This window comes from Photorhabdus thracensis (assembly GCF_001010285.1).
GTDB classification, from domain to species: domain Bacteria; phylum Pseudomonadota; class Gammaproteobacteria; order Enterobacterales; family Enterobacteriaceae; genus Photorhabdus; species Photorhabdus temperata.
The window spans coordinates 2078416-2097422 of sequence record NZ_CP011104.1 but is presented as its reverse complement, the minus strand read 5'-3'; the positions used below and the strand labels follow the sequence as shown (position 1 = coordinate 2097422).

At 43.1% G+C, this 19007-nt stretch carries 22 protein-coding genes; 12 read left to right on the top strand and 10 right to left on the bottom strand.

Annotation, left to right across the window (positions count from 1 at the left end; genetic code table 11):
• Positions 1-68 precede the first annotated feature (68 nt).
• The 3 genes from feoA to VY86_RS08930 are packed head-to-tail and all read left to right on the top strand — an operon-like array spanning position 69 to position 2915.
• On the top strand, positions 69-302 hold the full coding sequence (gene feoA / locus VY86_RS08940; RefSeq protein WP_046974707.1) for a ferrous iron transporter A: 234 nt from the start codon (positions 69-71) through the stop codon (positions 300-302).
• A gap of 48 nt (positions 303-350) precedes the next feature.
• Positions 351-2663 carry a Fe(2+) transporter permease subunit FeoB gene (feoB, locus tag VY86_RS08935; protein ID WP_046974706.1) on the top strand — a complete coding sequence of 771 codons (2313 nt, stop codon included), beginning with the start codon at positions 351-353 and terminating at the stop codon, positions 2661-2663.
• Between the two features lie 9 nt (positions 2664-2672).
• Entirely contained in the window at positions 2673-2915 is a 243-nt protein-coding gene (locus VY86_RS08930) for a FeoC-like transcriptional regulator (protein WP_046974705.1), read from the top strand.
• A 58-nt stretch (positions 2916-2973) separates the two neighbouring features.
• Here VY86_RS08930 and VY86_RS08925 read toward each other — a convergent pair whose 3' ends face one another.
• Positions 2974-3258, bottom strand: a complete 285-nt coding sequence (locus VY86_RS08925) for a type II toxin-antitoxin system RelB/DinJ family antitoxin (protein WP_046974704.1) — start codon at positions 3256-3258, stop codon at positions 2974-2976.
• Positions 3259-3527: 269 nt separating this feature from the next.
• Here VY86_RS08925 and VY86_RS08920 point away from each other — a divergent pair, with 269 nt between their 5' ends.
• Together VY86_RS08920 and VY86_RS08915 are read left to right on the top strand one after the other, a co-directional pair.
• The gene (locus VY86_RS08920) at positions 3528-3944 is read left to right on the top strand and encodes a hypothetical protein (protein WP_046974703.1); all 417 of its coding nucleotides are present in this window, start codon (positions 3528-3530) and stop codon (positions 3942-3944) included.
• A gap of 11 nt (positions 3945-3955) precedes the next feature.
• Positions 3956-4261, top strand: coding sequence for a type II toxin-antitoxin system RelE/ParE family toxin (locus VY86_RS08915; RefSeq protein WP_046974702.1), 306 nt, complete (start codon positions 3956-3958; stop codon positions 4259-4261).
• A gap of 210 nt (positions 4262-4471) precedes the next feature.
• Here the strand turns inward: VY86_RS08915 and VY86_RS08910 are convergent, their stop codons facing one another.
• From VY86_RS08910 to bioH, 3 genes are all read right to left on the bottom strand, one after another.
• Positions 4472-4774, bottom strand: coding sequence for a helix-turn-helix domain-containing protein (locus VY86_RS08910; protein ID WP_046974701.1), 303 nt, complete (start codon positions 4772-4774; stop codon positions 4472-4474).
• A complete protein-coding gene (locus VY86_RS08905) occupies positions 4767-5099 on the bottom strand; it encodes a type II toxin-antitoxin system RelE/ParE family toxin (protein ID WP_036846336.1) in 333 nt (110 codons plus the stop codon). The genes VY86_RS08910 and VY86_RS08905 overlap by 8 nt, the downstream gene beginning before the upstream one ends.
• Positions 5100-5393: 294 nt before the next feature.
• On the bottom strand, positions 5394-6170 hold the full coding sequence (gene bioH, locus VY86_RS08900; protein WP_046974700.1) for a pimeloyl-ACP methyl ester esterase BioH: 777 nt from the start codon (positions 6168-6170) through the stop codon (positions 5394-5396).
• Between the two features lie 39 nt (positions 6171-6209).
• Between bioH and gntX the strand changes: the two genes are divergently transcribed.
• The 7 genes from gntX to VY86_RS23240 all read left to right on the top strand — a co-directional run bounded on the left by gntX (position 6210) and on the right by VY86_RS23240 (position 12173).
• Entirely contained in the window at positions 6210-6893 is a 684-nt protein-coding gene (gene gntX / locus VY86_RS08895; RefSeq protein WP_046974699.1) for a DNA utilization protein GntX, read from the top strand.
• 59 nt (positions 6894-6952) lie between these two features.
• Positions 6953-7528 carry a Fe-S biogenesis protein NfuA gene (gene nfuA, locus VY86_RS08890; protein WP_046974698.1) on the top strand — a complete coding sequence of 192 codons (576 nt, stop codon included), beginning with the start codon at positions 6953-6955 and terminating at the stop codon, positions 7526-7528.
• 98 nt (positions 7529-7626) lie between these two features.
• Positions 7627-7965 carry a thiosulfate sulfurtransferase GlpE gene (glpE, locus tag VY86_RS08885; RefSeq protein WP_046974697.1) on the top strand — a complete coding sequence of 113 codons (339 nt, stop codon included), beginning with the start codon at positions 7627-7629 and terminating at the stop codon, positions 7963-7965.
• 9 nt (positions 7966-7974) lie between these two features.
• Positions 7975-8829 (top strand): rhomboid family intramembrane serine protease GlpG, encoded by an 855-nt coding sequence (glpG, locus tag VY86_RS08880; protein WP_046974696.1) that lies wholly within the window; start codon positions 7975-7977, stop codon positions 8827-8829.
• An 18-nt stretch (positions 8830-8847) separates the two neighbouring features.
• The gene (locus VY86_RS08875) at positions 8848-9606 is read left to right on the top strand and encodes a DeoR/GlpR family transcriptional regulator (protein WP_046974695.1); all 759 of its coding nucleotides are present in this window, start codon (positions 8848-8850) and stop codon (positions 9604-9606) included.
• Positions 9607-9848: 242 nt separating this feature from the next.
• A complete protein-coding gene (gene glpD, locus VY86_RS08870) occupies positions 9849-11351 on the top strand; it encodes a glycerol-3-phosphate dehydrogenase (protein ID WP_046974694.1) in 1503 nt (500 codons plus the stop codon).
• A gap of 390 nt (positions 11352-11741) precedes the next feature.
• A complete protein-coding gene (locus VY86_RS23240) occupies positions 11742-12173 on the top strand; it encodes an Hcp family type VI secretion system effector (protein WP_228939610.1) in 432 nt (143 codons plus the stop codon).
• Between the two features lie 244 nt (positions 12174-12417).
• On the opposite strand, the gene VY86_RS24610 is transcribed toward VY86_RS23240, so the two are convergent.
• From VY86_RS24610 to uxaC, 6 genes are all read right to left on the bottom strand, one after another.
• A complete protein-coding gene (locus tag VY86_RS24610; RefSeq protein WP_158019927.1) occupies positions 12418-12915 on the bottom strand; it encodes a hypothetical protein in 498 nt (165 codons plus the stop codon).
• Complete coding sequence (locus VY86_RS08860) at positions 12878-13114, bottom strand: hypothetical protein (RefSeq protein WP_046974692.1); 237 nt, start codon at positions 13112-13114, stop codon at positions 12878-12880. The genes VY86_RS24610 and VY86_RS08860 overlap by 38 nt, the downstream gene beginning before the upstream one ends.
• A 691-nt stretch (positions 13115-13805) precedes the next feature.
• Positions 13806-15869: an RNA/DNA-binding domain-containing protein gene (locus tag VY86_RS08855; protein ID WP_046974691.1), complete on the bottom strand. Its 2064-nt coding sequence runs from the start codon at positions 15867-15869 to the stop codon at positions 13806-13808.
• A gap of 113 nt (positions 15870-15982) precedes the next feature.
• A complete protein-coding gene (locus VY86_RS08850) occupies positions 15983-16612 on the bottom strand; it encodes a bifunctional 4-hydroxy-2-oxoglutarate aldolase/2-dehydro-3-deoxy-phosphogluconate aldolase (RefSeq protein ID WP_046974690.1) in 630 nt (209 codons plus the stop codon).
• Positions 16613-16629: 17 nt separating this feature from the next.
• The gene (locus tag VY86_RS08845; protein ID WP_046974689.1) at positions 16630-17574 is read right to left on the bottom strand and encodes a sugar kinase; all 945 of its coding nucleotides are present in this window, start codon (positions 17572-17574) and stop codon (positions 16630-16632) included.
• On the bottom strand, positions 17571-18995 hold the full coding sequence (gene uxaC / locus VY86_RS08840) for a glucuronate isomerase (protein ID WP_046976781.1): 1425 nt from the start codon (positions 18993-18995) through the stop codon (positions 17571-17573). The genes VY86_RS08845 and uxaC overlap by 4 nt, the downstream gene beginning before the upstream one ends.
• Positions 18996-19007: the final 12 nt, after the last annotated feature.

Below are 19007 nucleotides of genomic sequence, written 5' to 3'. Positions count from 1 at the left end.
TGTATAATGGGTACGATTATGATTGGTTCTCAATATTATTCTTACTTATACATATCCCGGAAGGTTATATGCAACTTCTTCCAGACCACAGTTACAAGATCATTGGCTTTTCTCCCAAGATCAGCCCGGCTTACCGGCAGAAATTGCTGTCATTAGGCATGTTGCCCGGTTCCTCTTTTCATGTTGTCCGCTTAGCACCTTTAGGCGATCCGATACAAATTGAAACCCGCAGGGTTAACCTGATTCTGAGAAAAAAAGACCTGGAATTTCTCACATTAGACAATGCCCAATGCAACGCATAAATCCATTGCAAGCAACAAAACTGTTACTCTTAATCTGGCGTCAAAAACATGAAAGCACTAACCATTGGCTTAATCGGCAACCCCAACGCCGGCAAAACAACATTATTTAACCAACTTACCGGCGCCCGTCAGCGTGTAGGCAACTGGGCGGGCGTCACGGTAGAACGCAAAGTTGGCCGCTTTACCACCGAGGACCATAGAATTGAGTTGGTTGACCTACCGGGAACCTACTCTCTGACCACGATTTCTGAACAAACTTCACTGGATGAGCAGATAGCTTGCCACTATATCCTGAGCGGTAATGCTGACATACTGATTAACGTCGTAGACGCTTCTAACCTTGAGCGAAATCTCTATCTCACATTACAACTGCTGGAATTAGGCATTCCCTGCATTGTTGCGCTGAATATGCTGGATATCGCTAAAAGCCAGCATATTCAAATCAATATTGCTGAGTTGGAGAAGCGCCTTGGCTGTCCGATCATTCCAATGGTTTCAACCCGTGCAACCGGACTCAATGAGCTGAAACAAGCGATTGACCGCCATAAACAGAACTCCGGGCAGTCATTGATTCGCTATCCTGATTGCTTGTTGCAAGAAGTTGATCAGTTATCTGGTGCAATTTCAGACGATTCTAATGCTCAACAACGCCGTTGGTTAGCCCTTCAGATACTTGAAGGGGACATTTACAGCCTGGAACGTTCCGGCCTTGCAACCTCAATGCTGGCTGAATCCAAAGAGCGCCTGCAACAACAGCAATACGAAGAACCTGAACTGGTTATTGCCGATGCACGCTATCAAAGTATCAACACATTATGCATGGCAGTGATCGATAGCCAAAAAGCCATGCCAAACAAACTCACCCAGGCAATGGATAACATTATCCTCAACCGCTGGTTGGGCGTACCCATTTTCCTGGCTGTCATGTATTTAATGTTCGTACTGGCGATTAATATCGGTGGTGCATTACAGCCTATTTTCGACGGTGGTTCTGTTGCTGTTTTCATTCATGGCGTTCAATGGCTTGGTCATACATTAAGTTTTCCTGAATGGCTGACTATTTTCCTCGCGCAAGGTATTGGCGGTGGTATCAACACAGTTCTGCCACTGGTACCACAAATCGGCATGATGTATTTGTTCCTCTCTTTCCTTGAGGACTCCGGTTATATGGCGCGGGCTGCATTTGTCATGGACCGTCTGATGCAGGTTCTGGGGCTGCCAGGTAAATCTTTTGTTCCGTTAATCGTTGGATTTGGTTGTAACGTACCCTCAATTATGGGTGCGAGAACACTGGATGCACCGCGTGAGCGCCTGATCACGATTATGATGGCGCCATTTATGTCTTGTGGTGCACGGCTGGCAATCTTTGCCGTTTTTGCCGCCGCATTCTTCGGTAAAAACGGTGCAACCGTTGTCTTCTCTCTTTATATATTGGGCATTATAGTCGCGATTCTGACTGGCCTGATGCTGAAATACACCATTATGCGTGGTGAAGCCTCACCATTCGTTATGGAACTTCCGGTTTACCATATTCCACATCTGAAAACCCTGCTGTTGCAAACATGGCAACGCCTGAAAGGTTTTGTTATCCGTGCAGGTAAAGTGATTATTATCGCCAGTATGTTTATCGGTGCACTCAATAGCTTCTCCTTCTCCGGTAAGGCCGTGGATAGTATCAACGAATCAGCACTGGCTTCGGTTAGCAAAATCATTACACCATTGTTACAACCAATTGGCATTCACACAGATAACTGGCAAGCAGCCGTAGGACTGATAACCGGTGCGATGGCAAAAGAAGTGGTTGTCGGGACACTGAATACCTTGTACACCGCAGAAAACATTACAAATGAGCCATTTGACGCAGATGGGTTCAACCTGCCTGGTGAACTGAAAGAGGCTGCTGGTGAAACCTGGGAGAGCCTGAAAGACACCTTTACTTTGAACGTGCTTTCCAACCCAATCGAAGCCAGTAAAGGCGACGGAGAGATGGATAGCGGTTCTATGGGAATCATGAGTACAAAATTTGGCTCCGCTATTTCAGCTTACAGCTATTTGATCTTTGTTCTGCTGTATGTGCCCTGTGTTTCTGTGATGGGCGCTATTGCCCGTGAAACAAGCCGTGGTTGGATGACATTCTCCATTCTGTGGGGGCTGAATGTGGCTTACTCAATCTCAGCCTTGTTCTATCAGATAGTGACTTTCTCACAGCATCCACAAAGCAGCCTGATCATCATTCTGGCAGTAACCCTCTTTAACGCACTGGTGTTTTCCTTCCTGCGACGCACACGCAGCCGCGTGACGATGAAACTGAGCAGCAACACTGGAAATAGTTGCCACTGCTCCAGTGGCAGCTGTCATTAGGAGCTAAGAATGATTAGCCTGTTAAAAGTAAGGGATGCAGTCGCTCTGAATGGACGGGCAGATGCCAAGCTGTTGAGCCGCCAGCTTTGTGCGTCCGTACAGATTATTGCCGCTATGCTTGAACAGCTTACAGTGATGGGCAAACTGGAAAAAGTTGATGCAACTGCCTGCCTGAGTGGCAGTTGCAAACAATGCCCTGAAACACAGAAATGTGATACGGCGGTTTATCGGATCGCCAGGGTACGTTATTAGATACTGGTGATAGCAATTGCCTGCGACATTGATTGAGGATAGCTCTAAGTGCACTATTTTACGAGTTTCGTTTGGCTCTGATCGCGGCTTTCTTTTTTTCCATTCGCAACTTTGTTTCTTGACGAGACAAAAATTGGGATTCTCCTGCCGCTAATTTTTCAAAGGCAGCATCTACTTCTGCTTTTAACCACTGCTCATGTTCACCTAATTTGCGTTGCCCTTCCGCAAGACTTTCAACAAATGCCCTACATACATCGCTGAGTGTTACACCGTCCCTCTCTGCTGATTGTTGAGCCAGCCTTTTGGTTTCATTGCTAATGCGGAATTGGATGCGGGATTCCATAAAAAACTCCTTCTAAGAATGCACTGATGTTAGCACAATTGTGATGACAAAAAGTTATTTTTCGCATCATTAGAAGAAAAAATCCAGTTCTACAATTCTAAATTTTTTCAATTTATTGAATCTGCCAAAATTTATTTTCCTATTTCCAGGAGATTACATTTAGATTCTATAGCGTATTAGCACACAAAATTACAAGATCAATTAATATACAAACATAGATCGTATTTAGAGAATTTTATGATAAAATTTATATTCAAAATGGAGGATTTATGGCATTCAAAAGTCAATTGCAAAAAAGCAAAGCCTCATCGCGAAGAGGATCATCCGCATCTATCGTAGTCTCACAAACCTACAAACAATCTACAAATTCTCAAGAATTATCCGTGAGGATTTCGTCAGACATTCTAGATAAAATTGAAACAACAATTGGCGGAAAAGTCGATGTTCTATACGATCAGGAAGAAGATTTATGGATGGTTAAGCCTTATGGAGATAATGGATTTTCCATATCAGGAAAAAAAGGAGCAGCTACTGGATTGGTTCGTTACACACTTAAGAAAGGGCATGCGAGATTCACAGAAGATCAAACACTTCTTCCAATCAAACGTGAGTGTGATGAAGACAGTCTCTTGTATGAAGATGGAGGAGTCATTTTTAAGTTGGTTATTGAAGACGAAAAAATGTAAGGAGATGCTCCATGGAAGATGATATATCTCTGGTCTGGGAGCTTAATGCTCTAAATGATCGGGAAGATATTTTTGAGTATCTATATGAATTTAGCCCGATTTCAGCAGATAGAACTGATGAAATTATTGAGTCCGTAGAGGATATTTTGATATCAAGCCCTCTTGCAGGCGTCTGTAAGGAAGGGATTCAGGGAAGATGCTTCATACTCACATCCGTTCCCTTTAACATCTATTATGACTTCGATGGAAGGGTAATCAGAATACTTCGTGTTCTACACCAGAAACAGCAGTTTCCAAAGTTAGCTGCTTCTTATTAACGCTCTGTTAATCTCAACCCGTAAAATCGAACCGCCGCATCCATGCGGCGGACGTTTTACTCATCCAAACTATGCCAATAAAAATCTGCTATCTCATCAGCCTCAAAACGCTTCTCTGCTGACCGCTCCCGCTCATCGGACAAGGCTTCCCACTTCACAGGCTGCTGCTAATGCTTAAAACTAAAAATTCTTAGTTCAAGCACATACAGGCTATTGATTTACAGGCATTTGGAAAACAAATGCTCCCCCAAGCGCGGCAGCATAGCGGCTTAAAGTATCCAGATTTGGCACACTCTTGCCATTTTCCATACGGCTGATATTTTGTTTTTGAGTGCCAATTTTCTGAGCAACATCTTGTTGAGTAAGATGTAACGCTTTACGTGCATCCTTAAGCTGTTTCATCAATGTTTTCCGGATCTGAATATCGTTATATGCTTCCAGAGTCGCAGCATCTTCTAAGAGAAGCGTTTTAGCTTCAGAAAATGGAATAATATCATAATCATTATCAGACATTGTTAAGACTCCGTTTAATCTCTTTCATTCGTTGGTTTGCCAGATCAAGCGATTTCTTCGGCGTTTTTTGGGTTTTCTTTTGCAGTATATGAACAACATAAAACTGTTGTCCAACTGCAAAAAAGAAAAATCCCCTCGCGATACCCTCAGACGCATTCACTCTTAACTCTTTAAGCCCGTTTCCAATATCTCTGACTTTAGGCTCTTTTAAGTCTGTTCCAGCAGCTTCTAATTCTTCAATGGCTTCAATCATTGAAACTTTGAGACCAACAGGTAACTTAGAAAGCTCCTTGAATGCCGCTCTTATAATGTTTGCTGAAAACATAAAATTAATCCATTTAACTTACTATAGATTAGCATGCACACCAAAAGTCATCAAAATAGATAATTTTTATGAGTGCAGCAAGCTACCTGTTTACAGGCAACAAGCCTAGATATGCGCCCAATAAAATCACTCAAAAAATTATGCCCACTAACACCCGCGACAACGTCAATTCACCGACAAGATTGGCAGGTCTTTATTTATGCATAGAAAAAATTAATTGAACCGCCGCATTCATGCGGCGGACGCTCGGCTCTTCCAAATCACGCTAATAATAAGTTTGTTATATCATCAGCCTCAAAACACTTCTTTGCTGACAAAATCAGCCAATAATTCAACAAATTCATCAGGATGAGAAATAAAAGGCGCATGGGCGGCATGACGCATCATAGCTGAAACTGAACGCGGCCATTTCTCATCAAGAATACTGATCACTTTTCTTGGCACCAAACCATCCAGATAACCGTAAATACGCAAGAACGGTATGGAAAGTTCAACCAAAGGTTCCCTTAAATCTTCAGTCCGCAAAATTTCCAAACCAACATTAAGTACTTCAACAGAAGGCATCGGCTGCGCCAATACAACGGATTTCAGTAACCGCGCATCCTGACGGGCGCTGGCTGTACCCAATGTCTGCAAAGCAAGAAAACGCTCCACTGTGCGCTGGAAATCTTCACTAAGCTGATGTTCGAAACCGCTCAAAACCTCAGGTTTGATCCCCGGCCAATCACCTTCTGCACTGAAATGTGGTGAAGACGCCACAGTAATTAATCCGGCAACCTTATCCTGATGGTCAAGCGCAATCCGGCTGGCAACCAGCCCACCCAACGACCAACCCAGCCACAACGCATTTTCAGGTGCATACCGCCAGACTTCATCCGCCATATCATCAAGGCTCATCGGACCGTATTTCTGGCTGCGGCCATAGCCCGGTAAATCCACCAGATGTAAACGAAAATGCGGAGCGCATCGCATTTCAATGGAACGCCAAACTTCCGCATTCAACCCCCACCCGTGCAGCAACACAAGATCACGCGAATCTCCCACAGAAATCTGCCAAAACAGATCAGCCATTGTTATTCTCAACTTTATTTGCCATCAAGGAAGAAGCCCATGCTAACAATGGTTGGGTACTGTTGGCTATGCCATCAACCTCTTTGGTTTCCACATCACGGAATATGCAGCTTTTGCAACAAGCGGCTAAAACGTCTGACAAATATGTGCCCACGTTGTGCACTACCCTCAGAATTAACCTCACTGCCTTGTGGACGCTGTATCAAGAATCCCCCGTTGTGGAAACATATGATCGCGGTGACAGATTATGGCCCGCCATTGAGCGGTCTTATTCGCCGCTATAAATATTACAGTACCCCACAACTCGCATCCGTTCTGGCGCGTCTGTTTCTGCTGCACTGGCAACAAGGCTACCGTGATGGACGATGGTATAAACCCAATATTCTACTCAGTGTGCCACTGCATCGGCACAGGCGCTGGAAACGGGGATTTGATCAAGGTGTATTAATCGCAAAGCAACTATCAGAATGGCTACAATGCGATTATCAGCAAAGCATTCTGCAACGGACGCGTGCTACACTACCACAAAGAAATTTATCAGCGGCACGTCGTAAAACTAATCTTAGGAAAGCGTTCCGGCTTTGTGGCTCCGTCATAGGACAACATGTAGCCATAATTGATGATGTAATTACCACCGGTGCGACGATGACCGAAATTTCCCGTTTGTTAATTCGTGCTGGCGCCCGCTCAGTGCAGGTCTGGGCGATTTGCCGAACCTTGTAGTCAAGATGAGAATGGGCGTATTATAACCAACTAAAGCAGTCAACTATTGAGCAAATGATATGATTAATATTACTGAAGCAGCGCAAACTCATTTTGCCAAATTACTGGCAAACCAAGAACCTGGTACTCAAATCCGCGTATTTGTCATCAATCCGGGTACACCTACCGCAGAATGCGGTGTGTCTTACTGCCCGCCTGACGCCGTTGAAGCAACAGATACTGAGCTGAAATTTGAGAAACTGTCCGCTTACGTTGACGAGCTGAGTGCGCCATTCCTTGAAGAAGCAGAAATCGATTTTGTCACTGATCAGTTAGGCTCTCAACTAACACTAAAAGCCCCTAACGCCAAAATGCGCAAAGTTTCTGATGATTCTCCACTGATCGAACGGGTGGAATATGTCTTACAATCACAAATTAACCCACAATTAGCGGGCCACGGTGGCCGCGTCAGCCTGATGGAAATCACTGATGAGGGCTTTGCTATCCTCCAGTTCGGCGGCGGTTGCAATGGTTGTTCAATGGTCGATGTCACCTTGAAAGAAGGGATTGAAAAAGAGTTGTTGAACATGTTCCCGGAATTAAAAGGTGTAAGAGACTTGACTGAACACCAACGTGGCGAACACTCTTATTACTGACAACTGACTTTCCCGTTCGGATAACCGTCGGGAAAATGTCACTACAATAATAATCTAATGGGATAATCTCTAAGTTCTAAGAGCAATTCAGAATATATATGGAACATTTTCAAACAATCAGCCCTGAGCAGGCTTATCAACATTGGCAAGATAAATCCGCCATTATGGTGGATATCCGCGATCCACAAAGTTTCCGGAGCGGCCATGCATCCGGGGCCTTTCATTTAACCAATGACACATTAAATGAATTTATGTTGCAGACCAATTTCGAGCAACCTGTCATGGTCATGTGTTACCACGGTCACAGCAGTCAGAGTGCCGCTCAGTATTTACTGAACATGGGTTTTGAAGCGGTTTACAGCATTAATGGCGGCTTTGAAGCCTGGCAAAGAGATTATCCTCAAGCTGTTGATTCCTTATTACATAATCCGGCATAACAACACCTCATGATCCGCGTAATAGCTATTTCAAACCCGCGCCTAGCGCAAGCTTTTATCGATTATATGGCAACCCGTCAAGTACATCTGACCATGCGTCCGGGTCACGATGGGCAGCACGTAGAACTGTGGCTGGAAGATGACACTAAACTCACCATCGTTCAACAAGAGCTTGAACAATTTACCCGTGATCCGCTGAACGAACGTTACCAGGCGGCTAGCTGGCAATCCGGCGATGTGAATCACTCATTGAAATACCATAACAACCTGAATTGGCAATATTTGAGTCGTCAGGCTGGCCCGCTGACAATGACAGTTCTGATCCTGAATATCGCCGTTTATCTCTGGATGCAATTCTCCGGGGATTATCAGGTTATGTCCTGGCTGGCCTGGCCTGACAACAGTCAACATCTGGAGCTATGGCGTTGGGTCACTCACGGTTTACTGCATTTTTCACTATTGCATATCATCTTTAATCTGATGTGGTGGTGGTATCTTGGCGGACAAACAGAAAAGCGCCTTGGTACAGGAAAACTGTTTGTTATCACTATCGTTTCTGCTGTTTTCAGTGGCTGGGGACAATCATTATTCAGTGGTTCTCATTTTGGCGGTCTCTCCGGTGTTGTTTACGCTTTAATTAGTTATGTCTGGTTAACCGGTGAACGTGCACCTGAGCGCGGCATTAGCGTCCCCCACGGTTTGATGGCTTTTTCGATCCTCTGGCTGATTATTGGCTACTTCGACACATTTGGACTCGCTATTGCCAACGCGGCCCATTTTTCCGGTTTAATTATCGGCTTACTGATGGCGCTGTGGGATAACCGTCATACCTTCAAAAATAACACTCACAACCGGCATTTTTAAGAACATTAGGGGACTATCGTGAAGCAAACTCAACGGCATGATGCAATAGTTGAGCTGGTACGTCTTCAGGGCTATGTCAGTACTGAAGAGTTGGTTGAACACTTTAATGTCAGCCCCCAGACTATCCGCCGTGATTTGAACGACCTGGCAGACAAAAACAAAATACAGCGACATCACGGCGGTGCCGCATTGCCATCAAGTTCAGTCAATACCGCTTATAATGACCGCAAAAGCATGTGGTCAGAAGAAAAAGCCCGTATTGCCCAACGTGTTGCCAGCCATATCCCGGACGGCGCAACACTGTTTATTGATATCGGCACGACGCCGGAAGCCGTCGCTCACGCACTGCTAAATCATAAAAATCTGCGGATTGTCACTAACAACCTCAACGTAGCCACCCTATTAATGACAAAGGAAGACTTCCGTTTAATCCTGGCGGGTGGAGAGATTCGTACCCGTGATGGGGGAATTATCGGTGAAGCTACACTGGATTTTATCTCCCAGTTTCGGCTCGATTACGGCATTCTCGGCATCAGTGGTATCGATATGGATGGCTCACTACTGGAGTTTGATTACCATGAAGTACGCATTAAACGCGCAATTATCGAAAATTCCCGTTGCGTCATGCTGGTGACTGACCATTCTAAATTTGGTCGCAACGCTATGGTCAATCTGGGTAACATGAATCTCATTGACTACTTATTTACTGACCAACTTCCCCCGCCAGACATCCAAAAAGTGATTGAACAACATAACGTTCAGCTTGAACTTTGCTAATCATTTTTCTCTCATTGGGGATAACTCTATCCCCAGACTCCTCTTCTTATTCCACGCAATATTATTTTTAATAGCCTTCTAATTAATGCCATATAAATCATATTGACACGATAATATTTGTTACCTATATCACGCGAATATATTTTTTCTTAGTTATATAGTTGGCTATTGGCAAATTTCTGATTACAATCGTGAGCGAAAACGAACATTAAAGAACTGTTTCGAACATTTTAGGGGGATGCATGGAAACTAAAGACTTGATTGTGATCGGTGGCGGGATCAACGGCGCCGGTATTGCGGCAGATGCCGCTGGCCGGGGACTCTCTGTTCTGCTGCTGGAAGCGCAAGACTTAGCCAAAGCCACTTCATCCGCCAGTTCAAAACTGATCCACGGTGGCCTGCGCTATCTGGAACATTATGAATTCCGTCTGGTCAGCGAAGCGCTGGCAGAACGCGAAGTTTTATTAAATCTCGCACCACACATCGCTTTCCCTATGCGTTTTCGTCTGCCGCACCAGCCGCACCTGCGCCCGGCATGGATGATCCGCATTGGTCTGTTCCTTTATGACAATTTAGGCAAACGCGTCAGCCTGCCGAGCAGTAAAGGGCTAAAATTCGGTGCTCATTCCGTTCTGAAACCAGAATTAGTCCGCGGCTTTGAATATTCTGACTGCTGGGTTGATGACGCTCGTTTAGTTGTCCTTAACGCTCAGGAAGTCAAAAAACACGGTGGAGAAGTCCGTACCCGAACAAAAGTTACCCGTGCATGGCGTGAACAAGATGGCTGGATGGTTGAAGCCGAAGATCTGCGGACAGGTAAAACCCATACCTGGCGTGCAAAAGGTCTGGTTAACGCCACCGGTCCTTGGGTTAAAGAATTCTTTGACGATGGCCTGAAACTGAAATCACCTTATGGGATTCGCCTGATCAAAGGCAGCCATATTGTGGTGCCAAGAGTGCATGATGAGCCGCAGGCTTATATTCTGCAAAACGAAGATAATCGTATTGTATTTGTGATTCCCTGGATGGATGAATTCTCCATTATCGGAACAACCGATGTGGAATATAACGGCGATCCAAAAGAGGTGAAGATCGACGATCAAGAGATAAACTATCTATTGGAAGTCTATAACAATCACTTTAAGAAGCAAATTAGCCGTGAAGATATCGTCTGGACCTATTCCGGTGTACGTCCACTGTGTGATGACGAATCTGATTCACCTCAGGCGATTACCCGTGACTACACACTCGATATTCATGATGAGCAGGGCAAAGCGCCATTGCTGTCTATATTCGGTGGTAAATTGACCACTTACCGTAAGCTGGCAGAACACGCAATGGAGAAAATGATTCAATACTATCCAAATGCCGGAGCAGCCTGGAGCAAAAATGGTCAATTACCGGGCGGTAATCTGGAAGGCTGCGACCGTGACGGTTACGCCCGCTTACTGCGTAAACGCCACAACTGGCTGCCGGAAGGCGTTGCCGTGCGCTATGCGCGTACTTACGGCAGCAACAGTGGACTGATTCTACAAGGTGCTAACAATCTGGCGGATCTCGGTAAATCCTTCGGCCAAGGTCTGTATGAAGCTGAACTTCGTTATCTGGTTAACAATGAGTGGGTTGTTGAACTGGATGATGCGATCTGGCGCCGTACCAAATTGGGTATGTGGCTGAATGAAGAGCAGAAACAGCGCATTGCAGTATGGTTAGCAGAGAACGCGAAGCTACACACCGAGATTTGATTTTTCTTCACCATGCTTTTTGCGACACCCTCTTTAGGAAGGGGAGGATGTCAAAAGAAATCACTGCTCTTTACAGTTTAGAAAACGCTATTACTGCGAGAATGTTTTTAACATTCTCGCAGTTTTTATTACGTTGAATTTGTATCCGATTTCTCTCTCTAACATTACATCAGTCTTTCCAATTCCTGATTAACACATAAATTGACCAAATATTATATATACTCAGTGTAAAATACTATCTCATGCTTTCCCTGGAGCAACTATTCACAAATATTCTAAGATTCTTATATAAACAATAACATAGACATTTCCACCAACTGTTATGGGACAGAGGATGCTCATATGAGTTTTTCTATTTACTTAAAACTAACTGGTCGTAAACAAGGGTGAATATCATCAGGGTGTTCAACATCTGACTCTATAGGAAATAGGTATCAAATTGGACATGAGGATGAAATTCAAATTTTATCTTTTTTTCATAGTTTAACGAGAGAACAAAATTCTGATCATCACCCAGTAGATTTCATAAAAATAATAGATAAATCATCTCCTCTACTTGGCATAGCTATTTCTAATAATGAAATTTTAAATGCTTTTTTTGATTTTTACAGAATTAATTCTTTTGGTGTTATGGAAAAATTCTATACCGTCGAGTTAAGAGATGCCTCTATTGTTGATATATGTGCCAATTATCCTCACAGTATAGACAGTTCAAATGCAATACCATTTGAAACTATTTCTCTAGCATATAAAAGTATAACATGGAAACATCACATAGCTGGAACTTCAGGCTACAGCATATGGGATGATAGAGTTTATTAACACTTTATCAACCAGTACTCTATCTTATTGTTGAAGTTATTCTAACTTCAACAGTTTTTTCTTTACTTTTATTGTTATGAAATATGACGCTATAAGAATAATTATCCATCCAATCATACCAAATCCTTCTGGAGTAATTATGAACCATGCTAAACAAATAGCAAACGTTATGAAAATCCCAACAAGATCTATTACAAAAGATTTAATTAAATCCATTTTTTATCACCAATTATCTCATTTTAAGTTAAAGGTAAATTAATCTTTCTATTTCATCTAAAAGCAATTTTTCATCTTCTAAGGTCATGATGTTTTTTCTATAAATATTTATTAATTTCGCCATGTATGGTTCAACTAAGAAATAAAGCATTTCTAATCCTTTTTTTCTTAAGGCTAAATATGTCACAGGCGATTCTATTTCTAATTTTCGTGCTGATCTAGCTGCTTTTTCAAAAATCCCATAAATAGCCAAGGAGTTTATTGATATGTTTGAAAATGTTGATATTTTTGCTTTTACAGATGGAATAGCATTTATCTTAATTGATATTAAACTTGTTATTGTGGTAGCAATGCTAATCTTTGTTGCTGTTTGAACTCCATATGTTGCTACTATTAGATTAAATTTATCAGATATAATTCTTTGTGTTCTCTCAGGAATCAAATCATACATTGTATTTATGATTGTAGACACAATATCATAAATGATATCACCTTTTTTTAAAAATTGTCTTAATAGCTGCGTCAATCATTCTCTGGTCTTCATGAGATATCTGCTTACCATAAATATCTTTATACAAAAAAGCTTGAGAGTTTCTTAATCTAACTAAACCTAAATAAATATCCTCCATGGTTGAATATACAATTGGCGCAGATTTTCTTATTACATTATCTATATTTTTTTCTATAACATGATCAGCCTGTTTTTTATATGACAAATAATCCATAATAGAACCCCTTAACCACCAATAGAATTATCATTGCTACATAGATATTTTCATTAATATCATGAACATGTCAATAGAAAAAGATAATAGATGTCACAGTTTCGCATAGTAAGTGCAACATAATTATTCTGCGAGTAAATAGGACCGTATTCCTTTATACATCATTCACAATCTCATTGGCTTGCTGTTTATACCCAATAGATTTCAAGTTGCAGCGCGGCGGCAAGTGAACGCAGCCAACAAAGCAGCAACTTGAAAGATGAAGGGTATATATATTATTCTGGTTATTTTATCTTATATAACACCAAGACCAGATTGGGCTATTATCAGTAAAGGACATTCAAATTAAAGCATATTTAAACAATCGAAAGTCATTAATACAAAAATTTATTTTTTGACAGAAGCATTAAAATATCAATGTTCAATCTATTTTATTAATCACTCAGAAGATAATTAAGTGGTTAATAGAGTCATTACGTACAAATAATCATGGAGGTTTTAAATCTCTTTCTTATGACGTATATGCTTATCATCCGATGCAAATAAAAGAATATTGCATATATAAACCTGTTTTACTACATACAGGAAATTAAATATCCCCCGTACTTTTCTGCCATAATTTCCATCCATATTATTTAGGCAGGACTGTAACTTACAGAATCCCCACCTAATTCAGCAAAAAGTGTTACCCCTATGATGACCTTCTGGCAGTGTACCCTTGATTAGGATGATTCGGTGTTTGTGGAAATGCCATAAGTAAGTATTGTTTATCAAGCAGTGGCTTTATATGGCGTTGCCTAAGATTTTTCGCGGAGCGATTGAGTAGCGCACTTAACACATCAATACGGATATAGTGAGAATAACAAAGTTCCGTGATAATCAGTTGCATTTGTTCCGGTTCTAATCGTCGGTTTTCATAGGCCGGTTTTGCAATTTTTTGTAATTTTTCTCTTAAATCTGATGTCATGTGCTCTAAGTTATCAATAAATGGCAGGCTAAACGAAGTAGGAATGAGGCGCCCTAACTCGTCCCGGGTGGTTTGAATACTTGAAGCCGCATGAGGCAAGTTGGACTCCTTATGAGGCAAGTTGGGCTCCTTATGAGGCAAGTTGGACTCCTTATGAGGCAAGTTGGGCTCCTTATGAGGCAAGTTGGGCTCCTTATGAGGCAAACTAGTCTCCTTTTGAGATAAGTCCAATCCATTGTTAACACTATTTATTGTTCCAGAGGAAAAAATCTCTTCTGGATTCGGTAACGGCATACCCGGTAATGTGTAGGATTTGTTGCGTTTTTCACCAGACGAAACCAGAAGCCCTTTACGTTCAAGGCGAGGAAAAGACAAAGTAACCTCCCGGGAGTGTAGAGTTGTTAGCTCACAAGCCCGTTGATGATTAATCCACCCTTCTACAGCAACTGTAGCTAAAATCACTCGATCAAGATTTTCTAATTGTTCAAATTCGCTTCCAAACCTGAGTCTCAACTGTATTAAAATATTTTCAGGGATCAAGCTAGCAGTAGGTAACTCCAACAAGGTTTGCTCTGGTATCTGGCGCTCATGTAAATTGGGTCGACGCCAGTCGGCAGAAGACCATCCACTATATATTTTAGGTAACCCTGATCCGGCCCGTTCACCTAAACCAATTAGCAAAAACATTTGATGCATGATCCTGTTCCGGCAGTCGCTATCTCCACCTTTAATTGCAAATTCAATCGGTACTCTCATTAATCCGGGATTACGAAAGCCAAACATATCAGGTCGTTTCACAACCAATATGGACACCCTGCCGGTAAAATCTGCATGCACTAATGTATTAACCAATGCTTCACGTAACGCAATATGGATTAGTGTGTCATCTTGACGCTGACCATGTTTGATCCCGAAAGGAACTTTAAGATCAGTGATTAATTTCCGGTAGACTCTACGATAGAAATCAAACAAATTCCCAGACCACGTACCATCTGGATAAATACGATCAATCCAACGTAATTCAGTCTTAGCTTCTGGCCTTTCCTGATAATCAACAAAGTAATGTGGAGCAGCCTCCATAATGGCATCCCAGTTGCCAAACATCAGAACGCCAGCAAGTGTTAAACCTTCTTGTCCAGTTGCTCGATCTTTACGCCATGCTCGTATTAAACGCAGAAATTCAGGAAGCTCATGTTCCAAGTAAGGATGGTTAGGTTTTGCACTAGCAAGTAGCTGTCGAAAAGTCTTTAGACTATCCATACTAAGGTCAGACATATCGAAGCCAGTCAAAATACGAGCATCTCGCTCGTCTTCAACCTGCTCTGCCAACCAACGTTTCACTGTCTCAACATCGCAAAGCTGATCACTTTCATTTCTTCTCTGATAGGTGCCTTTTAAAGGATCTCCTTTTATAAATACAGGTTTTTGTTTACGTAGTGCCGCTGGGATACGAACAGCAACAACATTTTTTCCCTGTAATTTTACAGACTGAACACAGCTATCAGTTAGCAAATTAATACTGACCATGGATGGATTATTAACGGTATTAAATAAATCGGATTTTATTTTCTCTACGTTTTCAACACCAACTGGCGTGAATTTACCTTTTTTTTCTTTCACACCAAGAATAACCCAACCTCCACCGCTATTCGCCATAGCACTGTAACTTGGCCAAAAATCACGGGGTAATTCGCCTTTGCCGTCTCTGCCATTGGCTAATTTGAATTCAACTTCGCTGGTTTCAACCAATGTTTGGAGATCGAGTATTTCCTGTAGGGTTACGCCCATCGAATTATTTCCTTACTGCCCGTCTATTCTGTTTCTAATCCACCAAGCTTACCAAATAGCTGAGAAAAAAACCGAAGTGCAGATCGTTGGAAGTTTAGCCACCCGCCTAGTGACTAAACATTAACCCAATCCACTGCCTCACGGGTCAGACGACCAATTTCCTGCCAATTCTGACTATCCACCAACGCTTTACTTACCATCCATGAGCCGCCACACGCCACAACACGCGGCACCGCAAGATAATCACGGACATTCTTCAGCCCGATACCTCCGGTAGGCATAATCTGGAGTTCGGTATAAGGTGCCAGTATCGCTTTAATCATCGGCAAACCACCGGAAGGTTCTGCCGGGAAGAATTTCAGCAGTTTCAGCCCCAATTCCATTGCCCCTTCAATAGCACTTGGGTTATTCACACCCGGAATAATGGAAATATTCAGTTCCTGACAAGCTTTGACAGTATTTGGATTAAAACCCGGAGAAACAATAAAAGTCGCCCCTGCTTCCTTGGCAGCAACCACTTGCTCACGATTCAGAACAGTTCCTGCGCCAATCAGCATATCCGGCCGAGCTTCTTTTAGCAGACGAATCGCGTCTGCTGCTGCCGCAGAACGGAAAGTAATTTCTGCTACCGGCAAGCCATTGTCAGCCAGCGCGTTACCCAGCGGAATAATATCTTCCGCACGATCAACCGCAATCACAGGAACAATTTTTAGCTGGCGTAACTGCTCAATCATTTGTTTCATCGCTTTTTCTCCTGCCCTTAAAAGAAGCTGTCCGTTATCGTTTTGGTGGCGCTGATTGGAATAATCGCCCCTTTATGCTGAATAACGATACCCGCAAGACCATGCCCCATTTTTATCGCTTGTTGTACTGAGCAATCGGTCAGATATCCGGCCAAAAACCCGGCGTTAAAAGCATCTCCCGCAGCCGTGGTATCGACCACTTTACCAACCGGATCGGTTGGAACCTGCTCAATCGGCATACCCTGCACCAAATTCTGATAATAGCAACCGGCTGCACCCACTTTAACAATAGCTTCTTTAACCCCTGACCGTTTGAGGCGAGTCATGATTTCTGTCACTGATTTATTACCCCACAAATTGCCTTCATCGTCATCTGTCACCAGAGCCAATGAGGTAAAAGAGAGCAATTTCTGATAACAGGCTTGGGTTTCTGCCACACTTTCCCATAATGCCGGACGGTAATTACTGTCAAAAACTATTGTTTTTCCTTGTGCAGCCAGTTCAGCTAACAGATTCAGTAATATTTCACGATCATCAGCAGGCAAAATAGCCAGGCTGATGCCACTGAGATAAATAACATCCATCTGCTGCAACGATTGAATAACAGAAAAGAAATCAGGATGGCAAACCATATAACGAGCGGCGGAATCATTACGCCAGTACAGAAAAGTGCGTTCTCCCTGCTCATCAAGCTGAATCAGATACAACCCTGGCTGATGAGCCGGATCACGCAACACCAGATGCGTATGGATGCCCTCATCTTGCCAATGTTTGATCATGCCTTCGCTGAGTGAGTCCATTCCCAGCGCAGTAACAAAATTCACAGCAATCTTTTGCTGACTTGCCCGTGCTAAGTAAACCGCACTGTTCAGTGCATCACCACCAAAAGTCTGATGCATAGTGCCAAAAGGCGCACCATTAAGCTCAATCATACATTCACCAAGGAACGCAATTTGCTTCATTGGTTTTCTCCCGGCAAGGCAAAATAACGGCGGGCATTATTAAAGCAAATATTCTCAACCATCTGCCCTAACATTGTTCTGTTGTTAGGAATTTCTCCATTTTCTGCCCATTGCCCCAGCAAGTTACAAAGAATCCGACGAAAGTATTCATGTCGTGTATATGAAAGGAAGCTACGGGAATCGGTCAACATGCCGACAAACTGACTCAACAACCCAAGTTGGGAAAGTTGTTCAAGCTGGCGCAACATGCCATCTTTTTGATCATTGAACCACCAGCCCGAACCAAACTGCACTTTACCGGCAATACCGCCCCCCTGAAAGTTGCCTGCCATCGTGGCAATCACTTCATTATCCCGTGGATTCAGGCAGTAGAGAATTGTTTTCGGCAATTCATCTGTCACATCCATACTATCCAGCAAGCGGGATAACGACCAGGCGATATTGCTATCACCAATGGAATCAAAGCCACTATCCGCACCAAGCAAACGCAACATGCGAGTATTATTGTTACGGATAGCGCCAATATGCATCTGCATGACCCAACCACGGGCCGCATATTGACGGCCAAGCCATATCAAAACCGCCGTTGTGTACTGCGCAATTTCGAGTTCAGAGAGAATATCGCCTGTCAGCCGTTTTTGCAGGATTCTATCCAATACAGCTTCATCAGGAACCGCTGTATAGCGCAGATTCTCTATGCCGTGATCAGCAGCCCGACAACCATGCGCGGCAAAATGATCAAGACAACGCTCCAGCGCGTGCAACACATCAGCAAAAGCAGAGATCGACACATTAGCCACCGCCTCAAGCTGTTTGATGTAATCCGTGAAACCCGCCAACTCGATTTTAAATACGCGGTCAGGACGCCAACTGGGTAATACTTCAATATCGAAATTGTCATCTGCGGCGATTTGACGGTGATATTCCAGAGAATCCACCGGATCATCCGTCGTTCCAACCATACGCACATTCATTTGCCGCATAATGCCACGAGTTGAAAATTCCGGTGTCGCCAGCTTTTCATTGCATTGATGCCAGATTTCATCAGCAGTTTCCGGCCCGAATAATTTCCCGGCGATACCAAACGGACGGCGTAATTCCAGATGAGTCCAGTGATAAAGCGGATTTCCCAACGTCAGTGGCACTGTTTTCACCCACGCCTGATATTTTTCATAATCACGGGTTTGTTTGCCGGTAATCAGTGATTCATCAACCCCTACGGAACGCATTGCCCGCCATTTATAGTGATCCCCTTCCAGCCAAATCTGACCGAGGTTATCAAACCGGCGATTTTCGGCAATTTCACGCGGGTTAAGATGGCAATGATAGTCATAAATCGGCATAGCAGCGGCGTGTTCATGATATAGCTGACGGGCTGTTTCATTGTTCAGAAGAAAATCTTCACACATAAAATTTTTCATGTCTTTTTCCTG

Bases quoted from the DNA above. Each gene is read 5' to 3' on its own strand.
- glpE (WP_046974697.1), top strand. From the start codon at position 7,627: ATGGAACATTTTCAAACAATCAGCCCTGAGCAGGCTTATCAACATTGG.
- feoB (WP_046974706.1), top strand. From the start codon at position 351: ATGAAAGCACTAACCATTGGCTTAATCGGCAACCCCAACGCCGGCAAA.
- glpD (WP_046974694.1), top strand. From the start codon at position 9,849: ATGGAAACTAAAGACTTGATTGTGATCGGTGGCGGGATCAACGGCGCC.
- VY86_RS08915 (WP_046974702.1), top strand. From the start codon at position 3,956: ATGGAAGATGATATATCTCTGGTCTGGGAGCTTAATGCTCTAAATGAT.
- nfuA (WP_046974698.1), top strand. From the start codon at position 6,953: ATGATTAATATTACTGAAGCAGCGCAAACTCATTTTGCCAAATTACTG.
- VY86_RS08910 (WP_046974701.1), bottom strand. From the start codon at position 4,774: ATGTCTGATAATGATTATGATATTATTCCATTTTCTGAAGCTAAAACG.
- glpG (WP_046974696.1), top strand. From the start codon at position 7,975: ATGATCCGCGTAATAGCTATTTCAAACCCGCGCCTAGCGCAAGCTTTT.
- bioH (WP_046974700.1), bottom strand. From the start codon at position 6,170: ATGGCTGATCTGTTTTGGCAGATTTCTGTGGGAGATTCGCGTGATCTT.
- VY86_RS08930 (WP_046974705.1), top strand. From the start codon at position 2,673: ATGATTAGCCTGTTAAAAGTAAGGGATGCAGTCGCTCTGAATGGACGG.
- VY86_RS08845 (WP_046974689.1), bottom strand. From the start codon at position 17,574: ATGAAGCAAATTGCGTTCCTTGGTGAATGTATGATTGAGCTTAATGGT.
- VY86_RS08925 (WP_046974704.1), bottom strand. From the start codon at position 3,258: ATGGAATCCCGCATCCAATTCCGCATTAGCAATGAAACCAAAAGGCTG.
- uxaC (WP_046976781.1), bottom strand. From the start codon at position 18,995: ATGAAAAATTTTATGTGTGAAGATTTTCTTCTGAACAATGAAACAGCC.
- VY86_RS08850 (WP_046974690.1), bottom strand. From the start codon at position 16,612: ATGAAACAAATGATTGAGCAGTTACGCCAGCTAAAAATTGTTCCTGTG.
- gntX (WP_046974699.1), top strand. From the start codon at position 6,210: ATGCTAACAATGGTTGGGTACTGTTGGCTATGCCATCAACCTCTTTGG.
- VY86_RS08860 (WP_046974692.1), bottom strand. From the start codon at position 13,114: ATGGATTATTTGTCATATAAAAAACAGGCTGATCATGTTATAGAAAAA.
- VY86_RS08855 (WP_046974691.1), bottom strand. From the start codon at position 15,869: ATGGGCGTAACCCTACAGGAAATACTCGATCTCCAAACATTGGTTGAA.
- VY86_RS08905 (WP_036846336.1), bottom strand. From the start codon at position 5,099: ATGTTTTCAGCAAACATTATAAGAGCGGCATTCAAGGAGCTTTCTAAG.
- feoA (WP_046974707.1), top strand. From the start codon at position 69: ATGCAACTTCTTCCAGACCACAGTTACAAGATCATTGGCTTTTCTCCC.
- VY86_RS08920 (WP_046974703.1), top strand. From the start codon at position 3,528: ATGGCATTCAAAAGTCAATTGCAAAAAAGCAAAGCCTCATCGCGAAGA.